General features: G+C 41.7%; 18 protein-coding genes and 3 pseudogenes. 10 read left to right on the forward strand and 11 right to left on the reverse strand.

Annotated features, from left to right (window positions below; all coding sequences use genetic code 11):
* Window positions 1-37: 37 nt before the first annotated feature.
* The 7 genes and pseudogenes from MUO15_RS15530 to MUO15_RS15560 form a co-directional block, all read right to left on the reverse strand.
* On the reverse strand, window positions 38-568 hold the full coding sequence (locus tag MUO15_RS15530; RefSeq protein WP_245030544.1) for a DDE-type integrase/transposase/recombinase: 531 nt from the start codon (window positions 566-568) through the stop codon (window positions 38-40).
* 275 nt (window positions 569-843) lie between these two features.
* Entirely contained in the window at window positions 844-1,059 is a 216-nt protein-coding gene (locus tag MUO15_RS15535; RefSeq protein ID WP_245030548.1) for a transposase, read from the reverse strand.
* 445 nt (window positions 1,060-1,504) lie between these two features.
* Window positions 1,505-2,533: a LacI family DNA-binding transcriptional regulator gene (locus tag MUO15_RS15540; RefSeq protein ID WP_245030549.1), complete on the reverse strand. Its 1,029-nt coding sequence runs from the start codon at window positions 2,531-2,533 to the stop codon at window positions 1,505-1,507.
* A gap of 39 nt (window positions 2,534-2,572) precedes the next feature.
* Complete coding sequence (locus MUO15_RS15545; protein WP_245030551.1) at window positions 2,573-4,951, reverse strand: glycoside hydrolase family 31 protein; 2,379 nt, start codon at window positions 4,949-4,951, stop codon at window positions 2,573-2,575.
* Window positions 4,952-5,016: 65 nt separating this feature from the next.
* Window positions 5,017-5,859 carry a sugar ABC transporter permease gene (locus tag MUO15_RS15550; protein WP_245030553.1) on the reverse strand — a complete coding sequence of 281 codons (843 nt, stop codon included), beginning with the start codon at window positions 5,857-5,859 and terminating at the stop codon, window positions 5,017-5,019.
* 1 nt (window position 5,860) lies between these two features.
* Window positions 5,861-7,143, reverse strand: a pseudogene (locus MUO15_RS15555) (carbohydrate ABC transporter permease).
* A 94-nt stretch (window positions 7,144-7,237) separates the two neighbouring features.
* Window positions 7,238-8,518, reverse strand: coding sequence for an extracellular solute-binding protein (locus tag MUO15_RS15560; RefSeq protein ID WP_245030554.1), 1,281 nt, complete (start codon window positions 8,516-8,518; stop codon window positions 7,238-7,240).
* Between the two features lie 294 nt (window positions 8,519-8,812).
* Here MUO15_RS15560 and MUO15_RS15565 point away from each other — a divergent pair, with 294 nt between their 5' ends.
* The 8 genes and pseudogenes from MUO15_RS15565 (at window position 8,813) to MUO15_RS15600 (ending at window position 15,433) form a co-directional block, all read left to right on the forward strand.
* Entirely contained in the window at window positions 8,813-10,576 is a 1,764-nt protein-coding gene (locus MUO15_RS15565) for an alpha-glycosidase (RefSeq protein WP_245030556.1), read from the forward strand.
* Window positions 10,577-10,616: 40 nt separating this feature from the next.
* Entirely contained in the window at window positions 10,617-11,993 is a 1,377-nt protein-coding gene (locus MUO15_RS15570; RefSeq protein WP_245030558.1) for an MATE family efflux transporter, read from the forward strand.
* 323 nt (window positions 11,994-12,316) lie between these two features.
* Complete coding sequence (locus tag MUO15_RS15575) at window positions 12,317-12,571, forward strand: site-specific DNA-methyltransferase (protein ID WP_245030560.1); 255 nt, start codon at window positions 12,317-12,319, stop codon at window positions 12,569-12,571.
* Window positions 12,572-12,714: 143 nt separating this feature from the next.
* Window positions 12,715-12,909, forward strand: a pseudogene (locus tag MUO15_RS15580) (helix-turn-helix domain-containing protein); the annotation flags it as partial.
* A 206-nt stretch (window positions 12,910-13,115) separates the two neighbouring features.
* Complete coding sequence (locus MUO15_RS15585) at window positions 13,116-13,388, forward strand: HU family DNA-binding protein (RefSeq protein WP_245030562.1); 273 nt, start codon at window positions 13,116-13,118, stop codon at window positions 13,386-13,388.
* A 716-nt stretch (window positions 13,389-14,104) separates the two neighbouring features.
* Complete coding sequence (locus MUO15_RS15590; protein ID WP_245030564.1) at window positions 14,105-14,293, forward strand: hypothetical protein; 189 nt, start codon at window positions 14,105-14,107, stop codon at window positions 14,291-14,293.
* Between the two features lie 76 nt (window positions 14,294-14,369).
* Complete coding sequence (locus MUO15_RS15595; RefSeq protein ID WP_245030567.1) at window positions 14,370-14,819, forward strand: JAB domain-containing protein; 450 nt, start codon at window positions 14,370-14,372, stop codon at window positions 14,817-14,819.
* Window positions 14,820-15,043: 224 nt separating this feature from the next.
* On the forward strand, window positions 15,044-15,433 hold the full coding sequence (locus tag MUO15_RS15600) for a hypothetical protein (protein WP_245030569.1): 390 nt from the start codon (window positions 15,044-15,046) through the stop codon (window positions 15,431-15,433).
* A 364-nt stretch (window positions 15,434-15,797) separates the two neighbouring features.
* Here the strand turns inward: MUO15_RS15600 and MUO15_RS15605 are convergent.
* Both MUO15_RS15605 and MUO15_RS15610 read right to left on the reverse strand, forming a co-directional pair.
* Window positions 15,798-16,936 (reverse strand): annotated as a pseudogene (locus MUO15_RS15605) (M14 family zinc carboxypeptidase).
* Between the two features lie 100 nt (window positions 16,937-17,036).
* Window positions 17,037-18,089 carry a M14 family zinc carboxypeptidase gene (locus MUO15_RS15610; protein WP_245030571.1) on the reverse strand — a complete coding sequence of 351 codons (1,053 nt, stop codon included), beginning with the start codon at window positions 18,087-18,089 and terminating at the stop codon, window positions 17,037-17,039.
* A 300-nt stretch (window positions 18,090-18,389) separates the two neighbouring features.
* Between MUO15_RS15610 and MUO15_RS15615 the strand changes: the two genes are divergently transcribed.
* Both MUO15_RS15615 and MUO15_RS15620 read left to right on the forward strand, forming a co-directional pair.
* Window positions 18,390-18,845 carry an SgcJ/EcaC family oxidoreductase gene (locus MUO15_RS15615; RefSeq protein WP_245030573.1) on the forward strand — a complete coding sequence of 152 codons (456 nt, stop codon included), beginning with the start codon at window positions 18,390-18,392 and terminating at the stop codon, window positions 18,843-18,845.
* A 283-nt stretch (window positions 18,846-19,128) separates the two neighbouring features.
* Complete coding sequence (locus MUO15_RS15620; protein ID WP_245030575.1) at window positions 19,129-21,012, forward strand: Xaa-Pro dipeptidyl-peptidase; 1,884 nt, start codon at window positions 19,129-19,131, stop codon at window positions 21,010-21,012.
* Between the two features lie 901 nt (window positions 21,013-21,913).
* On the opposite strand, the gene MUO15_RS15625 is transcribed toward MUO15_RS15620, so the two are convergent.
* Window positions 21,914-22,705, reverse strand: a complete 792-nt coding sequence (locus MUO15_RS15625) for an ABC transporter permease (RefSeq protein ID WP_245030577.1) — start codon at window positions 22,703-22,705, stop codon at window positions 21,914-21,916.
* Between the two features lie 8 nt (window positions 22,706-22,713).
* Window positions 22,714-23,352 carry an ABC transporter ATP-binding protein gene (locus tag MUO15_RS15630; protein ID WP_245030579.1) on the reverse strand — a complete coding sequence of 213 codons (639 nt, stop codon included), beginning with the start codon at window positions 23,350-23,352 and terminating at the stop codon, window positions 22,714-22,716.
* Window positions 23,353-23,805 lie beyond the last annotated feature (453 nt).

Raw genomic sequence — 23,805 nt, forward strand, 5'->3', positions numbered from 1 at the left:
GGTATCCTAATGCTGTGAAAAGATTCAATATAGGCATTCATATTGGGCGATTTAGGCGGTATTCGCCCAGTCCCCTTTCTTCACAGAAACGATGAAATGCCCAACCACAGAACTGTGGCCCGTTATCGCTTCGTATGATGAGGTTCTTTTCGCCATCGTTAAGTCCTCGGTTTTGCAGGGCTTGTTCCAACATCGAGACAATGTGAGATCCCTCACATACATGACCATGGTAATAACCGACAATGGAGCGATCATAGACATCAATCGCAATCGCCAGGAAGAAGAAACGCCGAGACGAGCGTACGGATCCATATTTGATATCCACCTGACACAATTGATTGGGGCCTGTCACCCGGCGGTTTTTCGCGAGATGACGCGGTGCTTTCTCTTTGACTTCCCGTTGTGGGATCAGGATATCAAGTTCTTTATACAGGCGATATACTTTTTTCTTATTGATGATTAAGTCATAATCGCGACGCAAACAACTTGTCAACTTCCGATAACCGTAAGCAGAAGCTTCCCCCTTCACAAGCGTGAGGATATACGTTTTGACTTGCTTGTCGGTCACTGTATCCCCGATCTGCGTCTTGGTGTATCCCGGCGCGGGACGCCCTCCCTTTCTATGGGGAACAGGAGTCCCATGTTTACGCCGGTAATAATACGTGGAACGGGAGATCTTCAAGAAATACAATACCCGTTTAGCTGGGAATCCCTCGTCCACCCACTGAGAAGCGAGATCTATTTTTTCGGTGAGGTCGGAAGCTTTTTTTTTAGCTGTTCCCGAAGGAGAGCGACCTCTAGTTCTTTTTCTCCTAGGCGCTTCATGGCCTGATCATATTTTGTTTATAGATCGTGCGATGAAGAAGGGACAGAGAGGGTCGTTTCGTTCTCCCGTTGCATCTCTTCCTCTATCTCATCCCGATAGCGTCGTACCCATTTATGCAGCGTGGAGGAAGAAACCCCTACTTTCCGAGCGATAAAAGCCATGTTGCCAGATTCTAAAGCCATACAAACATATTGTTTTTTAACCTCTTCCATCGGCTGATTTTTTTGACTCATATAGACGCCTCCTCTTATATTTTCATTATAAAAAATGAGTGGGGAGGTGTTCAAATCGGATAAGGGGCTAAATAGAAATCACTTCGAATAGCCATCAATTGTCTACTAATAGCAGCTTTCTCAACATTTAAGACTGTCAATTTACCTAATGGTTTGCTAGGGTTTTTGTTTAGTTGTCCATTTTGTAACGTTGATGCCTTTTCCATCCAAGGAAAAGTCTGACGATCCTGTTAAATAAGGAGTACCATTCTCCTCATTTCGTGTAAAGGGTCATTATGTATATACCTTTTTGTCAGACTATTCTGAAATTGACCTTTTCGAGGGGTTGGGCAAAAACACCCATTTATACTATCCATTGTATGATTATAAACTTTGAAAAAAAGAAAAGGTATGAAGAGAAAGCGGCCTGGCTTTCCTTCACACCTTTTGGCAGTTATGTCACTAATTAATTTGTCTGGCGGGTTTGACATGAGTTACGCTCTACAAGTCGGTAAGGGACTGTCACACGTTTGGGCTTTGTTTCCGGGACTTTAATTTTTTCGATTAAACTGTCCGCGGCTTCATAACCGAGCCAGAAAATGTTAATGCAGACCGACGTTAACGACGGTGTCGATATTTCCGAAAGCATCACATTATTAAAACTGATGACTGAAATATCATCAGGAACTTTAATGTCCATTTCACTAAGCGTCTTTAATATGCCAAGTGCCATCAGGTCATCGGTAACAACGAGACCAGTCGGCGGTTCCTCAAGGGACATGAGTTCATTAATGGCTTCCTGCCCTCCTTCTTCAAGAAATTCCTCATGAACGACGTAATCGTCACGATACGTTAATCCTGCTTTTTGAATAGCCTTTTCATAGCCTAGCAGCCGGTCAACTGTAACAACAAGGCCCCTGTCTCCCCCGACGAAGCCAATCCGATCATGCTGCTGTTGGATTAAATGCTCTGTCGCGTCTTGAGCTGCTCTAAAATTGTCGTTGTCAATGTGGGTAATGTCTTCAATGTTTCGAAATGGTTTTCCGATCACAACAAATGGGAAATTGCTTTCCTGCAAATAAGTCATGATGCGGTCATCAACGCGTGAATACAACAGAACGATCCCATCTACACGTCTTCCTTGAATCATGTCAACCACACCGTCATACATCTCCTGCTCAGACGTTCCTGTCGTCATATAGAGCGCATACTTATTTTCGTGTGCCTTTGCACTGATGCCGCGAATCACTTCCGGAAAGAACGGGTTTTGAAACACACTATTACCTGAACTCGGCATAACAATGCCAATTGCCTGCGTATTTTGATTAGCGAGGCTTCTGGCACTGAAATTTGGATGATAGCCGAGTTCCTTCATCGCTTCTTTGACCCGTTTTTTTGTTGCTTCACTGATCCGAGGATTGTTAGCAATTACTCTCGATACGGTTGATGGTGCTACATTTGCAAGTTTTGCAACGTCTTTGATTGTGACTGCCATTCTCGTGCTCCTCCTCAGGTCCGAAAGTGATCCGACCATTTACATACTAATATTAAAAGTTAACGTCTTTATGCTACAGTTGAATGTCAACTCATTCTCATCCAACTGTCGGTCATCTACAATAACTGCTGTCTCTTTTGTTTGGTCGTGCAGCACGAAGGTAACCTTTTCCCATTTCGGTTCAAAACGGCTGTTTTGCTCATCTATTGTTATTTTAACGGTATTTTCGTCAAAATAACAGCTTATTCTCTTTTCCACTGTGATGCCATCCTGATAGGCGAACGTCTCACCGTCATCATCATAAAACGTATACGCCGATTGACCTTCCTCGACTGGATAAACATGAATTGTCATTTTTTCATCAGCCACAGCTGTTGATTGCTTGACTTCACCTTCAGACAAGACAGCTCCTGCTTTTATAAAAATCGGCAGTGTGTCAAGATCGGCTTCAACAAGTACGTGGTTTCCACCCCTGTACTTATGGTCATTCCAATAGTCGTACCAGTCACCTTCCGGTAAATAAACGACGCGATGTCTTGTGTCTGGTTTTAGAATCGGTGCGATGATTACATTTTCCCCTATTAAAAACTGATCTGACAATTTGTACGTGTTACTGTCATAAGGGGATTCCATTAACAATGGACGCATCACTGGCACACCTGTTTCACTTGCTTCTTTAAACAACGTGTATAAATGAGGAAGCCACTTGTAGCGCAGTTCAATATATTTTTTGATAATGGATTCGTATTTTTCACCGAAAGACCATGGCTCTTGTCTTGCAAACTCTAATGCGCTATGATTTCTGAAATAAGGCGTGAATGTCCCGAACTGAGTCCAGCGTGCTAACAGCTCAGCGGATGTGCCGTGTGCAAATCCTCCAACATCCGGACCGGTGAAAGCAACGCCGGAAAGACCGAGATTCATACACATCGGCAGAGCCATCGATAAATGCTCCCAGAAACTGCGGTTATCACCCGTCCAAACAGCACCATAACGCTGAACACCGGAGAATCCGGCTCGCGTTAGCAGAAATGGGCGTTTACCGTCCAAAAGCGACTTCATTCCGTTGTATGTTGACTCTCCCATGTATAAACCATATACATTATGCATTTCACGATGCGTTTTCAAATCACCGTCGTTATCATGCATGACCTTAACATCCATCGTTTTTGTTTCATTGAACACCGCGGGCTCATTCATGTCGTTCCAAATACCTTCAATGCCGAGGTCTGTGTAAAACTTGTGTTTTCGGCCCCACCATTTACGCACTTTGCTGTTCGTAAAGTCCGGGAATGCACTGTTTCCCGGCCAGACGTCACCAAAGAAGATATTTCCCTCAAGGTATTTGCAAAAAAGATCACCGAGAATACCATCTGAATAAATAGCATATTCCGGGTCTTCTTTTACGCCCGGATCAACGATTGGAACGGTTCGAATCCCTTTGACTTTCAAGTCCTGAATCATCTTTCCCGGTGTCGGGAAACGTCCGTGATCAAATGTAAAGACACGATAGCCGTCCATATAATGGATATCCAAATAAATCGCATCAAGTGGGATCCCTTTTTCAAGAAACGTATTGGCAAGCTCCCTTACTTCTTTTTCGGTTTCATAGCTATATCGTGATTGATGATAACCGAGTGACCATTTTGGAGGGAGCGGCATTCTTCCGGTCAAATCAGTATATTGTTCAACTACGTCCTTCGGTGTTGGGCCCGCAAGGATATAGTAGTCGATCTGTCCGCCGTCAGCAGAGAATGAGTAAGTATTCTTTCCCGTTTTCATGTCGAAAACGGTTTTAAACGTGTTATCAAAATAAATACCGTGGGCTTTGCCGTCCCTTAGTGTCATAAAGTAAGGGATCGATTCATAGAGCGCATTCGTTTCGGGATTATGCGGAGCATAAACATCGGAATTCCACATTGTATACTTTTCACCGCGCTTATCAAGAAAACCGGCTTTTTCACCAAAGCCGTAAAAGTGATCGTTTTCGCTCATTTTTTTGAAACAAATCACTTCTTTGTTTTCTTTGTAGACCATCCCCATCTCCGTTTCGAGAACGAGAGGACGGGCATTTGCATCGTAAGCCGAAATTCGAAAAGGCTTTCTTTTTACAACAAGTTTGATGTGGCTGCTGTCAATGGTGATAGAATCTGTTTCTTCATTTACAACAATCTTCACATCTTCAGGTTCTTTCACAAGAGCAAAACTGCTTTTCATCGACGGTTCTTCAAAAGGATTCATCACCACACGGACACTATCCGAACGATAAAACCTTATTTTTACATAACCTTGTTCACCAGTAAACTGAACGTCTTTGCCGCTTTTCTTTACATGCTTAAGGTTTCCGATATCGTGATAAGTTGTGTCTTTTAGTTGATTTTTTTTACCTGGATGAATAGCAAAGCTTGTATCCTGCATTGGTGTCCTCCTATCCTGGCTCTTATCATATTCATTCTATTTTACGAGTATGTTTCCTGTCTGTATTAACCTTTCGTTCCGCCGGCTGTTAATCCTGAAATCAAGTAGCGTTGCAGTGACAGGAACAATAGTGAAATCGGAATGGCGATTAACACAGAACCTGCCGCAAATTTCGTAAATTCAGCTCCGAAGTCATTGGCTACTAATTCATAAAGACCAACTGCTAGTGTAAACTTTTCATCAGATGACAAAATAATCCCAGCAAGAATGAAGTCAGTAAACGGTGTGATGAAGCTAAACAGTGCAACGACAGCAAGAATCGGCTTCGCAAGCGGTAGAACAATTTGCCAAAAGATTCTTAAATGCCCGGCTCCGTCCATTCTTGCTGACTCGTCTAACTCTTTTGGAATTGTGTCAAAGTAACCTTTAGCAAGCCATGTGTTCATCGGTAACAGACCACCGACATAAATTAATATCAGTGCTAAGTGGGTATCAAGCAACCCGGTGACTAACGCCAATACATAGATAGCGATTAACGCAGCAAAGTTAGGGATCATTTGTAAAATCAAAAATGTCATTAACCCATACTTGCGGCCCAAAAAGCGATACCTTGAAAAGGAATAAGCCATTAAGGAAATCATCGTTACTGCCACAACCATCGTAATGCTGCATATTTTCACCGTGTTCCAGTACCAAAGCAAGTAATTACTTTCTTCAAGATTAAACAGTTCCTTATAATGCACAAGCGTTGCATCCTCTGGTATCATCGATGCACCTGATAAACTATTCCCGGGGTTCAGCGAGGAGCCAATAATCCAGATGACCGGATATAAAATAATCGCAATGACCGTGAAAATAATAACGTAAGACAACGTAAGTCGAATGATATTTTGAGTTTTTATATTCATATTACATCATATCCTCTTCTTGGAATGACTTCGTTCTCTTAAACTGCCATAAAGCAACCGATATGACAATTAGTGAAAGAATCATCGTAATCGCAGCTGCTTTCGCATATTGTGCAGATTCCAATGTCAAGGAATAAATCCAAGAAATTAAAATGTCTGTTGAGCCGGCAGTCGACCCAGGAACAGCAGGTCCCCCGCCGTTAAATAGGAATATTACGTTAAAATTATTAAAGTTAAACGTATACTGCGTAATGATAATAGGCGCGGTGGCAAACAGTATCATCGGCAATGTAATATTGCGAAATTTGTGCCACATTGAGGCACCATCCATGGTTGCCGCTTCATACAATTCATCGGGAATCGACTGCAGTACACCTGTTGTCATGGCAAAAATGAACGGAAAGCCCAGCCACGTTTGGATCATAATCAATGCAACCTTTGTCCAAAATGGGTCCAGCAGCCACTCGATTGGCCCAATCCCTAAAGGCTCCAAAAGTTGGTTGTTGATCGCTCCGAACGTACCGTTGAACATTCCGGCAAAAACGAGAATTGATACAAAGGCTGGAATCGCCCAAGGCAAGATGAATAGCGTACGAATGGACCTCTTAAACTTCAAATCTTTCTGATTCATTAGTACGGCTAAAAAGATGCCGACCACAACTTGGAGCGTTGTGGCACATAATGTCCAGATAATCGTCCAAGAAAATACATCGATAAACGTCTCGCGCCAAAGGTCAAGTTTGAATATATCAATAAAGTTTTGAAAGCCCACCCAATTGACTAAATTGGCAGGGGAGAATGATACAAGTCATAATTCGTAAATGAGAGCAATATGACGAAAAGGATCGGAAAGATAACAACAAAAACCAATAAGAAAAAACCTGGTGACAACATCAAATATGGAAAACCCGTATCCACAACATTTCGGTATTGTTCTGAAAGTGACCCTAGTCTGATTCCCATGTCCCTTCTCTTACCGCTTTTATAAGCATCTATTAAATTGTAGGCATAGATACCAAGCCCGAACATGAGCACAATGAGCGCAATGATCCCTTTGACTAAAAGGAAAATTGAGTGATCTCGCGGGGTCTCTGTACCTAACGTGACTAATCCCCACAGCCCTATATCGAAAAGATCTCGGAATACAACGATAAAGGAAATGGCGATAATGAGGAGAACCGAACCTTTAACAAATTGACGATTATACATCTGACCCAAGCCTGGAATGACAGATAAAGCTAAAGCTGTCTTTCGTCGTTTCGTGCTGTTCGTATTTTCATCCATAAACACCAACGATCTCCTTTCCACCTAACTTCACTCGATAAAGTGAGAAGCAGCACCTCACCTTTGAGGTACCGCTTTTTATTTTTTAATATGTTTATTTCATTGCATCAATTTTTGCTTGAATGTTTTCTGCAGCTTCATTAAGTGCTTTCTCTGGTTCCTGCTTCCCTGTTGCAATTAACTGAAGTGCTGTTGCCATTGGCTCCCAAACTTGACCCATTGCAGGAATGCTTGGCGTTGGAACACCACGTTTTGCTTGGACAAAGATTGCTTTTGAAGCTTCATTTTCTTGAATAAGCGGATCTTCTACTAGAGATTTAATCGGTGGAATCTCTCCGGTCTTCTCGTACCGAATCTTTGAATTTTCCTTATTGGTTATCCATTTGACAAGTTTCTTTGACCATTCCTTATGCTCTGAGTAGGCACTGACATGCCAACCCTTAACACCGATAAACGTTTCAGGATATTCGCCGTTAGGCAGCTTTGGAAGCGGAGATACACCGTATTCGATTCCGGCATCCTCAATCGCTTGGAAAGCCCAGGGCCCATCCATTTTTGAAGCTACTTTCCCGTTGCTGAATAATCCATTCATCGTTGAGCCGCCGCTTTTTCCGATAATACCTTTTGGAAATAAACCCGATTCATACCATTTTTGAATATAATTGGCACCTTCTATTGCACCTTCGCTGTTGATACCAAGATCATTCGGATCCAATTGACCACCATCATTTTTGAACACATATCCGCCGTATCCACCCGTAACGGCATGGGAGAAATAGAAATTATCCCAGAGTGCCAAAAATCCGTATTTCCCCTCTTTCGTAAAATCCTTGGAGAATGCCCATAGTTCTTCGAATGTCTCCGGGGCTTTGTCCATGTATTTCTTGTTATAAATAAATATTGGTGTTTCAACTGCTTTAGGCAAACCGTACAGTTGACCCTTATATGTTAATGCCTGAATGGAAGACTCTGTGAATTTTTCAACGACTGACTGATCTACTTCCATCGGTTCAAGAAGGCCTTGAACAGCTAAAGCACCAATTTGGTCGTGCGGAAGTGTGAGTACGTCAGGACCTTTTCCAGCTGGTCCGTCCAAACGAAGTTGTTTCTTGATATCGATCATTGGAAATTCTTTGTACTCAACTTCAATCCCGTATTCCTCTTCAAAACTCGCAATTGCTGGTTCTAAAGCAACACCACGGTCTTTGTCTTCCCAAACAACAAGTTTCTCTGGTTTCGTTGTGGTTTCTCCTGATTTTTTATCCCCCTCTTTATCACCTTCATCAGTATTCCCTGATCCTGTTTCGGCCGGTCCACATGCGGCAAGAACACCAAGCAAAAGAACAAACGTCAATAATAATGCCAACTTCTTCACTTCTAACCCCTCCAATAAGATGATTAGTTTATCCAACACAAACTTTGCGCCAATCCGGTTAAAATAAACTCTGCAATTGGGAAACCGTTTGCACTGTGTTTTCGTTTTTATTATAAACGAACTATATTTTCAGCGCAAGCGTTTTCATAAAGTTTTTTGAAAATTTTATATTTGACCTTAAAACGACTACTGTATAGAATACTAATTAATTTAAGGGCAATGCTTTGTACTGACAACAACCCCCGTTTTCCCAGTCGGAAAGCGGGGGTTTCTATTTTTGAAAGGAGACTTTTTATGCTGAAAGAAGCGATATATCACCGCCCGAAAAATAATTTTGCTTATGCATACGATGAGAAAACGCTGCACATTCGCTTGCGTACAAAAAAGCATGATGTTGAGAACGTTTCGCTCATTCACGGCGACCCTTATGATTGGGAGGACAACAGCTGGAAGACTGTCCGTAAAGAAATGTCCTTAACAGCATCTGATGATTTATTCGACTATTGGTTTGTCGAAATCAAGCCACCTTTCCGCCGTCTCCGCTACGGTTTTGAACTGACCGATGGAACTGAAAAACTCGTGTACACGGAGAAGGGTTTTTTTGATGAAGCACCGTTTAACGAGATTCAGAACTACTTCTGTTTCCCGTTTTTGAATGCGATTGATGTCTTTCAGGCACCTCACTGGGTGAAAGATACGGTCTGGTATCAGATTTTCCCGGAACGCTTTGCTAACGGAAACAAGGATAACGATCCTGAAGGTGCATTGGAATGGGGCAGTGAAGAACCGAAGCCTTCAAACTTTTTTGGTGGAGATTTCGAAGGCGTCATCGAACACCTTGATTACCTTGTAGAGCTTGGGGTCAGCGGCATTTATTTCACACCGATTTTCAAAGCGTATTCCAACCACAAGTATGACACGATCGACTACATGGAAATCGACCCACAGTTCGGAGATAGGGAAACGTTTAAACGTCTTGTTCAAAAGTGTCATGAAAAAGGTATTCGCGTTATGTTGGATGCGGTATTTAATCACAGCGGTTATTACTTCCCTCAATTTCAAGATGTTCTTGAAAAAGGAAAGAATTCGGCATATACGGATTGGTTTCACTTATCGGGATTTCCGATTGAAAAGGAGCCTAGTCCAAACTATGACACGTTTGCATTCGAGCCGAATATGCCGAAGCTAAATACTGAAAATCCGGAAGTGAAACAGTATTTGTTGGACGTTGCAACCTACTGGATTAAGGAATTTGATATTGACGGCTGGCGTCTTGATGTCGCCAACGAAGTCGATCATCAATTCTGGCGTGATTTTAGAAGAGCAGTGAAGGAGATCAAACCAGAAACTTATATTCTCGGGGAGATCTGGCACGATTCGATGCCATGGCTGCAGGGAGATCAGTTTGATGCGGTTATGAATTATCCGTTTACGATTGCGGCCCTAGATTATATTGCTAAGGACGAAATCAGCGCGAAAGATTTCGCGAATCAAATGTCGAATGTCTTTCAATCTTACCCGGAGAATGTAAATGAAGTTGCTTTTAATTTGCTTGGGAGTCATGACACACCACGCGTGTTGACGTTGTGTAACGATCAGAAGGAAAAAGCGAAACTGCTTTATCTTCTGCAGCTGTCGTTCGGAGGAACGCCTTGTATTTATTACGGGGACGAAATCGGCATGACCGGCGGAGGCGATCCTGGCTGTAGAAAATGTATGGTTTGGGATGAAACTCAACAAGATTTAGACTTAAAATCATATATGCAGAAACTCATCCAGTTGCGTAAAACAGAGCCGGCTTTCGGCAATGAAGGCAACCTACGCTTCATTGAAGCAAACTGTGAAACGAATCATTTAATCTACTCAAAGTCTCATGAGGATGGGATTATTTTAATAGTCATTAATAACACGGAACAACCTGTAGATGTGACCATTCCAGGGAACTTTAACGAAAAAGAAATCGAAAATTTGTGGACTGACGAGAAAGTAGAAACAAACAATGGTTCATTGACAGTGAATTTAGATATATACGGATTTTCTGTATTAAAAGTAAGCTAGCAGCTACCTTATTCACTGCTTTTTTAACGAGGATGAGATCATGACAAAACAAGGAAAACTGACTAAAAATGAGCTTAGCCTCTTTGCATTAACATGGCCAATTTTCGTTGAAGTGCTCCTCCACATGCTGATGGGGAATGCGGACACGTTAATGCTCAGCCAGTATTCGGATGCTGCCGTTGCTGCTGTTGGTGTCGCAAACCAGGTTCTCGTCGTCATCATTGTGATGTTTGGATTTGTGGCGACGGGTACAGGTATTATTGTCGCGCAATACCTCGGGGCCAATAGCAGTAAAAGTGCTTCAGAAGTTGTCGTGACCGCCCTTTCCGTCAACTTTTTGTTCGGGCTCGCCTTAAGTTTGGTCTTATTTCTGTTCGGAAAACCGATTTTGCTGGTGATGAATCTGCCGGAAGAATTGATAGAGCAAGCTTTAAATTACCTTAAAATTGTCGGCGGCTTTTCTTTTGTTCAAGCTCTTATTATGACTGTGGCCGCTTCCCTTCGTAGTTACAGTTTTACCAAAGATGCAATGTACGTGACAATGGGGATGAACGCGCTGAATGTTATCGGAAACTACTTATTTATTTTCGGGCCGTTCGGTTTCCCAGTTCTCGGTGTCACCGGCGTGGCGATTGCAACTTCGGTCAGCAGAAGTATTGGTCTTGTTGTTTTACTCGTGCTGATTGTCAGACGAATCGATGAAAAGCTGCCGCTTTCGATGCTGTTTACTTTTCCAAGGCACCATATCCGAAGCTTGTTAAAAATCGGCATCCCTTCTGCGGGAGAACATCTTGCTTACAATATGTCGCAAATGATGATTATGTACTTTATCGCTATGATGGGAACCGAGGCGATTACGACTAAAGTGTATACGCAAAATTTAATGATATTCATCTTTTTGTTTTCCATTGCCTCTGGCCAAGGAACGCAAATTCTTATTGGACGGTACATTGGTGCCAAACGTGTCGATGATGCTTACACCCGTTGCTTGACCAGCTTGAAAATGGCGATGGTCATTTCCGTCTCGGCTGCGATTGCATTTTCGATTCTTTCAGATAGGTTGTTCAGCATCTTCACAACCGACCCGGATATTATCACACTCGGTGGTACGTTGCTTGCGATGACGATTATCCTTGAACCAGGTCGTGCATTCAATCTTGTCGTCATTAACTCGCTGCGTGCCACAGGTGATGTCAAGTTTCCTGTATACATGGGCATCATATCAATGTGGGGCATCAGTGTCCCGCTTGCTTACGTTGCCGGCATCGTATTTGATTGGGGTCTCGTCGGTGTTTGGCTGGCTTTTATTGTTGATGAGTGGCTCCGGAGTGTGATTATGCTGATCCGTTGGCGTTCACGTGTTTGGGAGCGAATGGCGTTTGTTCATGATGAAAAAGAATTAGCCGAAGTACGTTAAAAGTGAGTCTATAACTAAACAATCTTTTCGTTTAAAAAAGCTGATATGGGTCAAGACCCATATCAGCTTTTCCCATTCAGGGGGCTAGCCATCATTTTAACGTTCCACCCACGCTAAGACAGTATTTTCCATAAAAAACACGGGTTTAACAACTTTAAGCAATAATCTCATATTTCTACGCAAAAATTTTAAACGCATTAATGATTTGAAAAAGTCCCGAAGTTCATAATTAGGTGATTTTGAAGCCGAATTTTTATCGTAGAATACGACATCTACGATAATTTAAATGTATTTTTGTAAGAAAATGGTCTAGCGCGGGTTGCGTGTCAAAAAGTTATAAAACAGAAATAATGAAAAGAATGAATCGCACTTTGAAAAGCTTTCCAGAACTATGGATGAATGAAACTTTGAACAAGACTCAAGTTATCCATTCTATTCGAAGTTTTGATCCAAAGCTATTAGATAAACTTTTAGCTGATGAACTAATCGGTCAAACATATACCCAAAATATAGGGGATGTCAAAGTCTTTAAAAGACAAGAACTAATCGATTTTTTTCGTGAAGGAAATGGCAGATGAACTTGCTGAATTGGTGTTGAATGGCACCAAAACAGCGACAGCTTCCAATTATACGATGTATGAGGAAGAGGAGCCGTTACCGCACGTTGGTCTCGATAATAGACAGTGCCTTTTGCGAAGTGACTGAAGAACTCGCTTATTTAGAACGTGAAGGAATTACTCTCGCCAAAAAGGAAGGGAAATATAGAGGTCGAGTAAAAAAGTATCATTCGAAACATGAAGGCATTAACTATGCTACGGAGCTTTACAAAGAGGGAAACATGACTGTGAAAAAAATTTGTAAGTTCACAAATGTATCAAGGTTAGCTTTGTACAGAAAACTGGCGGAGGAGAAGTAAAAAGATGCCACCCCTAACGTATCGCCCCTCAATCTACGAATCGTTTCCGAACCCCTTTAATAAGACTCACTGAAACCAGTTCAGTTAAGTGCATCACTTAAACAGTAACGGTCAACCGGGTAAATAACCGGATTCTCTCATTACCTTGATAACTAAGGGTATATATGGTAAAACAAAAGTGTGTCGTATAAAAAGGAGAGATACTAATGAACAAAACAGATTTAGTTAATAAAGTTGCTAAGGATTCTGAGCTATCGAAGGAGAATGCAGGAAAAGCTGTTGATGCCACTTTGGAATCCATTACAGAAGCACTTGCAAGCGAATATAGTGTTCAATTAATTGGATTTGGTAACTTTGAATCAAGAGAGAGGGCAGCACGTAAAGGCCGTAATCCACAAACAGGTGAGGAAATAGACATACCAGCAAGTAAAGTACCTGCATTCAAGCCGGGGAAAAGCCTTAAAGAAGCAGTAAAATAAGATACCTTTAAGTCAACATTACATGTTGACTTTTTTATTTTGTCTTGGGGAATAATATTTATCTCGTATTTAACAACAAAGGCGTTATGCTTTGAGATAAATAAATCCATCCAAAGGTGAATTTCCTCCTGATGTCGGAAATCGTGTCGTTTACTTTCGTTTGACTCCAATGATTCACTCAAAACTTTATATGCCTTGTTTCGGGCATCGATCCCTCACAAACCGACTATTTCAAAAGTGCGCTGAAATAGTTCGCTCAAAATCGTAATGCTGCGGCCAATGAAAACCAATTGGCTGCAGCATTATTTTTTTCGCTTTCACTCTTGTTCTGCGGGCATCCAACCCTTGAAAAAGATAAAAGCTGTCTCTTTACCGTTTTTGTGTGCTGTATTTTTTTACCTTTCTTCTTTGTGTCTCCTCATTATACATTCTTTGTTCGTAACTCCATCAAGGGCAGGCGAAAAGCAAAGGAAATCGGCAAAACCAAGTAGGCTAACTGGCACTAGCAAAGCAAAGTACGTTTTGGCAATGGCCAGTAAGTCATTGGGTTTCACTCGTTTTCCAACGGACACACCATGAGAGAGCTAATATGTTGATTTGTGCCTACGTGTCCTATGCTTTTCTGGCAAGTCGGCTACAATTCAAGCCGACCCTTGATTCCGTTCTCACAAAAATGTGGTGGGGAGCCATCAAAAAAAGAAAGAGAGGTGAATCAAATGATCATCGAATTAGTAATCACAGTTATTCTCATAGCTGCAGGGTGTTTAGTTTTCTTGCAGCTGTATGATTTCTTTGAAAATGAAACAGTCCGCACGCTATTGGTCGTAGCATACGGACTGTTCACTGTGTTCATGTTGTTTCATTGGTTTGCTGATTACATCTTGTATCAATTAAACAATCTGTAATCGACGAGGGGAAGGTGCCACTTCCCCTTTTTTCTTATGTGCTTACTATATCACAAATTTTAGGAGCGTGTTACAAATGGAACCGATTTATAAAATTGTACGAATTAAGCAAGTGGTAAGGGAAGCAGAATTATCAAATGTCGATGTTATTCGATCACCTGAAGACGGTGCAGACATTGTCCATCAGCTAATTGGTGATGATGATCGGGAAGTGTTTTTGGTGATTTGCTTATCAACGAAAAATGGTGTTATAGCTGTTCATCGCGCTCGTGTTGGTGCGGTAAATGCGAGTATCGCTCATCCGAGAGAGATATTCAAAAGTGCAATATTGAATAATGCTGAAAGCATCATCATTGCACATAATCACCCATCAAGTGACCCTAGTCCTTCCCCGGAGGATATACAGGTAACGAAACGCATGTTGGAAGCAGGCAAGATTGTCGGTATCGAGGTTCTTGATTCCCTTATTGTCGACAGTAATTCCAATAAACATGTTAGCTTGAAGGAAAAATGCTACATCAATTAACTTGAGAGGGGGTTTCCCCTTTCGAGTTTTTCTTCTTAAAAAGATGCTCATTTTTGCCTAGTTACGTTGTCAAAAATGAGAAAACAAAAAGATTTAATGAAAGGGCGGATTATAATGAAAAAGCTACAAAACAAGTGGTTTCTTAAATTCCAAACTTAGAGCAGTATTTATCAAACCGTGAAAGCACGCTTTTAGCTGATGATGCGTTATCTTCCTTAGATGTAGTGGAACAGACATTTTTAAAGTTAGCTTGGTTTTTTGAAAATCCTGAAAAGGAAAATTTCAATTTAGAATGTCTGTATAAGCATTTAGAGAATGAATGGTTGGAAGTTGCACTTGAAGTGGTAAATACTTTCTTTAGGAAAGATACGTTTTTAATCAAAAATCCAACAACGTACTTTGTAACTGAAAAAGATATATATTTAAACCAATCACAGTTCGCGGATTTTTTAACGGAACACGATGTACCGTTTACTCGTCACAAGTTGAACAGTTATTTGAGCCGAGGTGTTTTTCCAAACCCCGATATGGTTGCTGCAGGTACAAAATATTGGCATCAGCAAACGTGTGAACAGTATTTAGGGACACTTGATAAGCAAAGTAGTTCACACTAAAGGTTTCATGCAAATGTTTGGCTTGGGTGAAAAATAAATGACCTGTGCGACTGCGCTACAGTCTGACCGAAAAGCCAAACAACGCTTTTCGTCATTCTGTATGTGTCGCTTCCCCCTAGAATCTTCGATAACAACGGACTGCCCTAAATCTTATAGAATGGTAGTAAACGACTACTAATCAAAAGATTGGAGGGGCTCCCTATCTATGTCTATTATACGACTAATGATTTACACAGCAATATATCGGGGGTGAAGATTGAGAGGTTTTCTCCTGACTGAATTGAAATGGGGAGGGCAGAGCGCATTCTCCCTAAAATTATGTAAAAAGAAGAGACGAAAAAATAACTCGTCTCTTCCTGCGATTTTATAAACCTGGAGAATAGGATGTTGTTGGAATCTCATTATACCGATCAGCATCCAGGTTCTTCACTGTACCTTCAGCTACTCCCTCAATAATACCATTTAGACCTGTTTCAACTGCTTTAACGAGCATTCCTTTTTTCTTCTGTCCCATGCTCTGAGTTTGACCTGTTACCTCAAATAGTACAGCGCCGCTGCCATTTAAGGCGAAGGAGCCTAGCGCTGTCCCTGGGAGATCCAGTCCTTGACTGTATAGAGTAATGTTATCAAAAGGCGAATTGCCCATGGATTGAAGGGCACCATAGGCTGCTAGGTTAAGTTGTTGTGAGAACTCATAGTTATAGGTGTCTGCATATTCTGCGTACTCTTGTCCTTCAGAACTATTTGGATGGGGGACAAATTGGCCTGATAGAGATAGGGTGACAGGGTCATCTGTTCCGTCAACGTAGTACAGTCCTTGGTGATGCAAGTCCACAAAGACGTCAACCGTACCGAATTCTTCTTTTAACCCTTTGTACACGTCACGAACCGTTTGTGACTCTGGAGTGATATACCAGCCTGGGTCGTCGGAGGTTCCCGGGATGTCTTTGGCTTTTGGTACATAATCAAGATCCGGATTAAAATCACGATTTACATCAAAACCGGGACGAGGAGCATAGTTATCACCTTGCAAAGTTCCTGTGTAATAATTCCATGTAGGCCCATCCGCCTTGGCAAGCTGTGGGAAATCTGCTAATACTTCTTTCCAAGACATATCGTTTCCTCTTCGGTCTAATTCAGAAGCATCTGGGTTCATTTTTGGCAAAGCGACTAAAGTAATTTCTTCTCTTACTTTTTTAGCATGGGGGAATTGCTTGAACCTAAGTATTGTAAAATATTTAACAATGCCTCGGTTCCTGTTTTTTCGTTCCCATGAATTTCACTCTCAATCATGATGACGCGGTCTCCGGTCCCGACCCTTGCTTGATAGATATTCCTTCCACTATTCGAGTGGCCGGCCACACTGACTTCAACTTTCCCTTTACTAGTTTGTTCGATTTTATCAAGTTTCTTACCTAACTGAGTATAGTCCGTGAAACCAGAACTATTATAGGTTTGTTGATCAGGAGTTCCCGGATGATTCCCTGCCGCAGATGCCGGCATCACCATGCTGGTAGAAAGGACAATCGTGCTTAAAACAGCCAGAATTTTTTTCTTCTTCAAACTCACCACACTCCTTCAACTTTTTTTGTCAAATTAATAATTATTCTGCAGAGTAATTACTTTCCGGCAGTGTTTCCCAGAAAGAGGTATCTGCTGAATTGATAGAACCGTCAGCTAGTGAATTTAAGCTTGCTTCCATAGCTGTTACAACTTGCTTAATTAAGTAGCCGTTACTTTTTTGCCCTAATACGTAATCTTCATAATAATGGTCTGCCATTCCTCTAACTTCAAGTAATAGAGTAGAGATTCCATACTCTAAAGCTAGTCCGTTTCTGCTGATTGTTGGTTTGTTACTGCCAGGATATTTGGAAAGAAGGCCGTACCCTTTGGAGTCAATAGCATTGTATAAGACAGCACCTAGCTGCTTTGACTGTTCTCGAACTTCTGGGGCTACATTTTCGTTTGTAGGATAAAGAATGGATCCTGAAACAAGCTCACCTGTTTCCCCTAGAGTGGCTTGAGTTCCTTGGTGGTGCAGGTCGATCATGTAATCAGGTTGGTATTTTTGCAAAACATTTTGATGCAATGCTTTCGTTTCGGGCTGGTTACGATCAACATGGTCACGGTTAAGATCAACACCGTTTGCATTGTAACGAGTGTGAGTTCCGGCGACGTAGTTCTCTAAGGAGAAATTGACATCACCTTCAGCACCATCCACGTTTAATCGGGGAGCGATAAGCACATTTACATTATTGAGGATTTCTTGTACTTGTTTTCCGTTAGAAGTTAAGTTTTTAATGACTTGAAGAGCGCCTTCCGTCGTCAGTGTTTCATTGCCGTGCTGCTGGGTTAGAAACAGGATGGTTGGGTTATCTTCATCTATGCCAAAATTGGCCAAGTATAAATCCCTGCCTTTTACAGATTGACCATAAACCTCAAGCTCCAATGCTTCAGAACGCTTATCTGCTTTTTCCAAGAAGTCGACCATTTCTTCGTAGGAGTGAAGGCGTTCATTTTTAATGGTTTCATTTCCTCCATAGTTCGGTCCGTTGGGGCTGTTTTCTTCTGCCAAAACTGTACCTCCCCCTGTCAAAAATGTCCCTGATATCAGTAAGGCTCCACTTACTACTGCTGTTAAGACTTTGTTTTTCATAAACATCCTCCTAAGATTTATTTATAAACTATTTCGGTTAGTAGCAGGTGGATACCTTTCTTAGAAAGGAAAATAATTCCATATGCCCACAGTTGTTTAAAGTGTTAGTAGTTTAAAGGCCTTTTGAAATGGATATATTTACCTCGTTATAAAAGGAGCTGTTCGGCGGCCATTGAATTGATGTCACTTTGAGTTATATACTGTCATATGAGTGTGTATAGATAGCTTAAGAACAAATATTGATATTCAAATGATACGAGGATAATTGGAACGGCATTGGGATTGTAGGAGGTATGTATGATGGATCATTCTCGAATAAAAGAAGAGGTAACTGCACTCTATAAAAAGTTAATAGAGGCCTGGAACCATCGAAATGCAAAGGCTATGGCTACACTATATACCGAAACAGGCGAGCAAATTGGATTTGATGGAAGTTTAATGGAGGGACCAGAAGAAATGGTTTCGGAGCTTAGTGAAGTATTTGGCCAGCATCCCACCCCACCATTCGTTAGTAAAGTAAAGGATGTTCGAATATTAGGAGAGGAAAGTGCTGTGTTACGCGCCATCGTAGGAATGGTTCCCCCAGGTCAGACAGAACTAAATCCAGAACTTAACGCTCATCAGACACTTACTGCGGTGAAAAGAGATCAAGAATGGAAAGTTGAACTTTTTCAAAACACGCCTGCTCAATATCACGGCAGGCCGGATTTAGTCGAGGCGATGACAGAGGAGTTGAAAAATACCCCGGATAAGTAAACTATGTAAGCTGATGCTAGAAGAAACCTAGCATTAGCTTTTCTATTCTTATGAGTTTGTCCACATCGTGTTTAGCCAATAGGGGAACAGCCTTACATTCAGTGAAAGCGAATTTTGTATAATTTAATAGATATATGGCGCATTATTGAGGTGATTAATTATTCATGGTGCATTAGCCCCGTGCCCTTTCTAGTGTTTTTAGATTTTTTCGAAATCTTAGAGGGACTAACTAGAATTTCAGCGAAGATATAACTTATGAATTCTAGTTTAGGAGGGGTAATCTGTGAAGAAAAAGGTATTCTTACATACCACGTTTTTATTATTGATATTATCAACTGTGCTTACCGTTCAGCCGGCTGGTGCTGAAGACGGTAACTCTAAGCCTTCAGATGTCCAACAAATTGAAGTGAAAGACGGAAAAACTCAGCCGGTTTATTCCCATGAAGAAGCGATACGGGAAACAGTCTTTATCGAAACGTCTGTTGATAGTGATGGCGACGGGGAACTTGATCGCATCCACGCAGACATTATTCGACCGAAAGAAACGGAACAGGGTTTAAAAGTTCCGGTCATCTATGAAATGAGCCCATACCGTGCTGGACTCAATCCGATCAATTTCCATGATGTCGATGTCCCTTTAAATCCAGTAGACCATAAGAAACCTGCGAAAAAAGGGAAGGATGAACAAGGTGAAGTAAGTCTTGCACAAGACCAGGGTGCGACCAGCACATCTGCAGCAGCCGGTCCAAATGAACCATCGTTCCCAGGTTACTATGACGATTATTTTGTTCCCCGTGGATATGCAGTTGTTCTTGCTGAAAGCCTAGGAAGTGGGCTTTCAAATGGATGTGCAACGTCAGGCGGCGAGAACGAAACGCTTGGTACAAAAGCCGTTATTGATTGGTTAAACGGCAAAACAAAAGCTTATGACAGTGAAGGGAATCTTGTTGAGGCTGATTGGTCCACTGGAAGTACAGGCATGATGGGGATTTCCTATAATGGTACATTGCCAAATGCTGTATCTACAACGGGCGTAGAAGGATTAGAAACGATTGTTCCGATTGCGGCAATTAGCAGCTGGTACGATTATTACCGAGCAAATGGCGCTGTTGTAGCACCAGGAGGGTATCAGGGAGAAGACACAGATGTCCTGGCACATGCTGTTACGACGCGTGCGAACGCAGGAGAATGTGATGACGTTCTTCAGAAACTTGAGAGATTACAGGATCGTGAAACAGGCGACTACAATGAATATTGGGACGAACGTAACTATGTAAAAGATGCTAGTAAAGTTGAAGCAAGTGTTTTTGCCGTACATGGCCTAAACGATTGGAACGTAAAGACGAAGCACCTATCCCAATGGTGGGACGCTCTTGGCGAAAATAATGTAGAACGTAAACTTTGGCTTCACCAAAGCGGACATGCCAATCCTTACTATCTCCGTAATGAAGAATGGCTTGATACGCTAAATAAGTGGTTTGACTATTGGTTGTACGACATTGACAACAATGTAATGGAAGAGCCAATGGTAGATATTCAACGAGAAGATGGAAATTGGAAAACGTATGAGTCTTGGCCTGCGAAGGATGCAAAGGACATTTCTTTAAACTTCCAGGCAGAAGGGGCTAGTCTTGATCTAAAGCCAATGTCAGGCAAAAATAAGACGACAGCGACTTTTGTAGATAATCCAGCAATAACAGCTGAAACACTCGCTGAGAATCCAGATAGTGATCAAGAGAATCGATTAGTTTACCAAACACCAAAACTTGAATCTGCACTTCGAATAAGTGGAACACCTGAAGTTTCCATTCGAGCAAGCATTGACGCACGTGCCGCTAATTTAACGGCACTGCTAGTAGATTACGATCCAGATGAAAAATCATTTGAAATCGTCACGAGAGGTTGGATGGATCCGCAAAACCGCCATTCGATTTCTAAATCCCACTCGCTTGTACCAGGTAAAGAGTATAAGTTCACGTGGGGGATGCAGCCTGAAGATTATATCTTTGAGGAAGGCCACCAAGTAGGTGTGGTTCTGCTTTCTTCAGATCATAACTATACGATTCGTCCGGAAGCGGGGACTGAGATTACTGTTGATCCAAAACGGAGTAAGGTTATCTTGCCTATTGTGGACGGAAGGAAAGCCATTACTTTTTCGAACGAATAGTTTTTCTTGGAATTCCATGACAACCATACTAACGCCTCCTGGATCTTGGCTAGGGGGCGTTTTTTGCTGAGTGACAGTAAAATTGGTCTCTCAATTTAATGAAACAGACTGTTTTTCTTAAACAAACGGGGCGTATTCTGAGTAATGTCTTGTGCAAATGATAGAAAGAGGTCTTGCTTAGAAACTAAAACCAGCTATTTGAGAATCCTAGCTGGTTACTTAAGGATTCTCCCATGTTATTTAAGAATTACCCCGGGTTATTAAGAATCCTCTCATGCTATTTAAGAATCACAACTGGTTATTTTAGTAACTGAAAGTGTCTGTGTCCCCCGGCGCGTTAATGCATTAACGCGCCGGGGGGCACAGGCCACCAAATCTAAAAAGTTAGTACCTAACGGGTATGTTCAGGAATATGTGGATTTGTATGCCAACAACATAACTGCAAATCCGCAGCCCCATCTCCACATAGGACTGGCTTTTGGAAGGTTTTTTCTTGCTAAACTTATTCTTAATAAAACAGCAAAAACGTGGAAAGATATATGCTAAGGATAGAGCAGAATCATTGTTTTTGATTATGTAAAAAAGAGAGTGTCCCACAATGGTTTGTGGGACACTCTCTTTTAATTTTCCACAGTGTAACTTTTGAGTATCTGTTACAAAGACCTCTTTTTTCTAATCTTTAGTCTTTGGATCATCTTCATCTTCTCCATCATTTTCTGGATCGTCCAACGGCTCTTCCATGTTTTCTTCAGTATCTTCGGGTTTAATGCTTCAATATTTATGGGGGCTGGTATGTTAATTATAAACATATGTTTAGGTGTGGTTGCTTACTTACATATTGTCCTCAATAAAGGGGCGTTGTACTAAAAAATTAAAAAAGCCGATATGAGAGATTCCCATATCAGCCTTTACCATTCATTGTGTTATGGAGTAGTTGACTGCTTTCGTTGAAGAATACTTTATAGGCTAGATTGACAAATACGATAACCGTTAACGAAACGGCCCCAACAATACCGAGCAGGATGGCAATTTGATATTCGATAGCGACGAACGGACTCGCTCCGGCTAAAATCTGCCCGGTCATCATTCCTGGTAAAAACACAATTCCCATGCCGACCATTTTGTTAATGGTGGGCAGGATGGCGGAATCAAATGCACGATTGACCCATTTTTTGGTGGCTGCCTGTGGCGTCGCACCAAGCATTAATGCCGCTTCCACTTTATGCCTCTGGTCATTCATCCCATCAAGCAGGGTCTGTACACCGAGCGTAACCCCTGTCATGGCGTTACCAATAATCATTCCGGCGATTGGAATGAAATATTGAGGGTCGTACCAAGGTGTAAGCTGGATGACGATAAAATTAAAGTAAAGCAAGCTAACGACAGAGCCTGCAATCATAGAAATTAGAACGGCGCGCTTTAGCGGTTTGCCTAGCTCCCCACGGACCCTGCTTGAAATATTGCGGATAGAGAAGGCGACCATGATCGCAACGACAAGGATGGTCAGTAATGGGTGTGGGTTTTCAAATAACAACATTAAAATATAGCCGACAATAAGCAACTGTAACGTCATTCGTATGGTGGCAATTAAGATCTGTTTTTCCCTCGGGATTTTGCGCCAGCGTACGATGGCTAATAAAATAATAATGAATACATAAGCTGCTCCGAGCTGCCAGAGCGTGAGGTTAATCATTTCATCTCTCATGATGATCCCTTCCCTTGTAACGTATATTCATGGAAATCAATGGTTTGATCAGAAAACGCAGCCGCCACTGAACTGGAATGGGTCACAAAAATAACCGTTTTCTTTTGTTCCTCTGCAAATGTCATAAAATTCTCCATGACTTCATGCTCCAGATCCTCATCAAGGGAGGATGTTGGTTCATCCAGCAAATACACCGGGCTTTCCATAAGCGTCATTCGTGCTAAAGCCAAGCGCTGCTGTTCACCTCCAGATAAGGTTTCAGCCTCGCCCTCAAGATCTTTATGTAAACGAAAACGTTCCATCGCTTTCTTGCAAGCTGCTTCATCGGGTACTTCCTGCTCAGCGAAGTGAATGCCGGCTAACAGATTATCTTTCACACTTTCGCCAAACAATACGGGATGTTGTGTAAGCATGACTACTTCTCTTCGGTGCGCAATGGGCTCAAGTTCTGAGACATTTTTGCCACGGAAAAACAGCTTGCCGTCACTTGGGGAAATCATGTGATTCAGAAGCTTTAGAAATGTAGACTTACCACTGCCGCTTTCGCCGACAATACAAGTTTTCTGATGTTCATTGATCGTTAATGAAGGTATATGCAAGATATCATGATAGGTGACGTTCTCAAAGGTGAACAAAGCGGAAACACTCCTTAGACATAACAGAATGGGTACTTTTATAAGACTCTCTAAAGCCAATTTTATCCTAAATGAAGGACTAGAGAAACTAATACGAAACGGGTACGCCTTAATTTCCCACAAAGGTCATAAATTATCACATAGGTAGAGAAACGAGAGAGGATAAAGGATCATATAACGAAAGCGATGTCATTGCTGTTACAATTTGGGTTTGAAAATTTAAATTTGCGTCGCTTAGGACTGGATGTTTTTCATATAATGAAAGAGTGATTCGATCATTTCAGAAACTAGGCTTCAGGCAGGAAGGAGTCATTAGAAATAATCTCTATTACAATGGAGACATTATGCCTTATGGGTGTACTAAAGGGAAGGGTTTCTTGAAAAATAAGGATTGATGACATTTCGCTACTCCTAAGTGAAAAAATGTAGTAGTTTTTTGTGTCAACTGCAATG

It is taken from the genome of Halobacillus amylolyticus, assembly GCF_022921115.1.
GTDB lineage: Bacteria > Bacillota > Bacilli > Bacillales > Halobacillaceae > Halobacillus_A > Halobacillus_A amylolyticus.

Excerpts from the sequence above, each read along its gene's own strand:
- MUO15_RS15625 (WP_245030577.1), bottom strand. The coding sequence starts at position 22,705 with ATGATTAACCTCACGCTCTGGCAGCTCGGAGCAGCTTATGTATTCATT.
- MUO15_RS15570 (WP_245030558.1), top strand. The coding sequence starts at position 10,617 with ATGACAAAACAAGGAAAACTGACTAAAAATGAGCTTAGCCTCTTTGCA.
- MUO15_RS15595 (WP_245030567.1), top strand. The coding sequence starts at position 14,370 with ATGGAACCGATTTATAAAATTGTACGAATTAAGCAAGTGGTAAGGGAA.
- MUO15_RS15550 (WP_245030553.1), bottom strand. The coding sequence starts at position 5,859 with ATGAATATAAAAACTCAAAATATCATTCGACTTACGTTGTCTTACGTT.
- MUO15_RS15610 (WP_245030571.1), bottom strand. The coding sequence starts at position 18,089 with ATGAAAAACAAAGTCTTAACAGCAGTAGTAAGTGGAGCCTTACTGATA.
- MUO15_RS15615 (WP_245030573.1), top strand. The coding sequence starts at position 18,390 with ATGGATCATTCTCGAATAAAAGAAGAGGTAACTGCACTCTATAAAAAG.
- MUO15_RS15535 (WP_245030548.1), bottom strand. The coding sequence starts at position 1,059 with ATGAGTCAAAAAAATCAGCCGATGGAAGAGGTTAAAAAACAATATGTT.
- MUO15_RS15545 (WP_245030551.1), bottom strand. The coding sequence starts at position 4,951 with ATGCAGGATACAAGCTTTGCTATTCATCCAGGTAAAAAAAATCAACTA.
- MUO15_RS15540 (WP_245030549.1), bottom strand. The coding sequence starts at position 2,533 with ATGGCAGTCACAATCAAAGACGTTGCAAAACTTGCAAATGTAGCACCA.
- MUO15_RS15585 (WP_245030562.1), top strand. The coding sequence starts at position 13,116 with ATGAACAAAACAGATTTAGTTAATAAAGTTGCTAAGGATTCTGAGCTA.
- MUO15_RS15565 (WP_245030556.1), top strand. The coding sequence starts at position 8,813 with ATGCTGAAAGAAGCGATATATCACCGCCCGAAAAATAATTTTGCTTAT.
- MUO15_RS15590 (WP_245030564.1), top strand. The coding sequence starts at position 14,105 with ATGATCATCGAATTAGTAATCACAGTTATTCTCATAGCTGCAGGGTGT.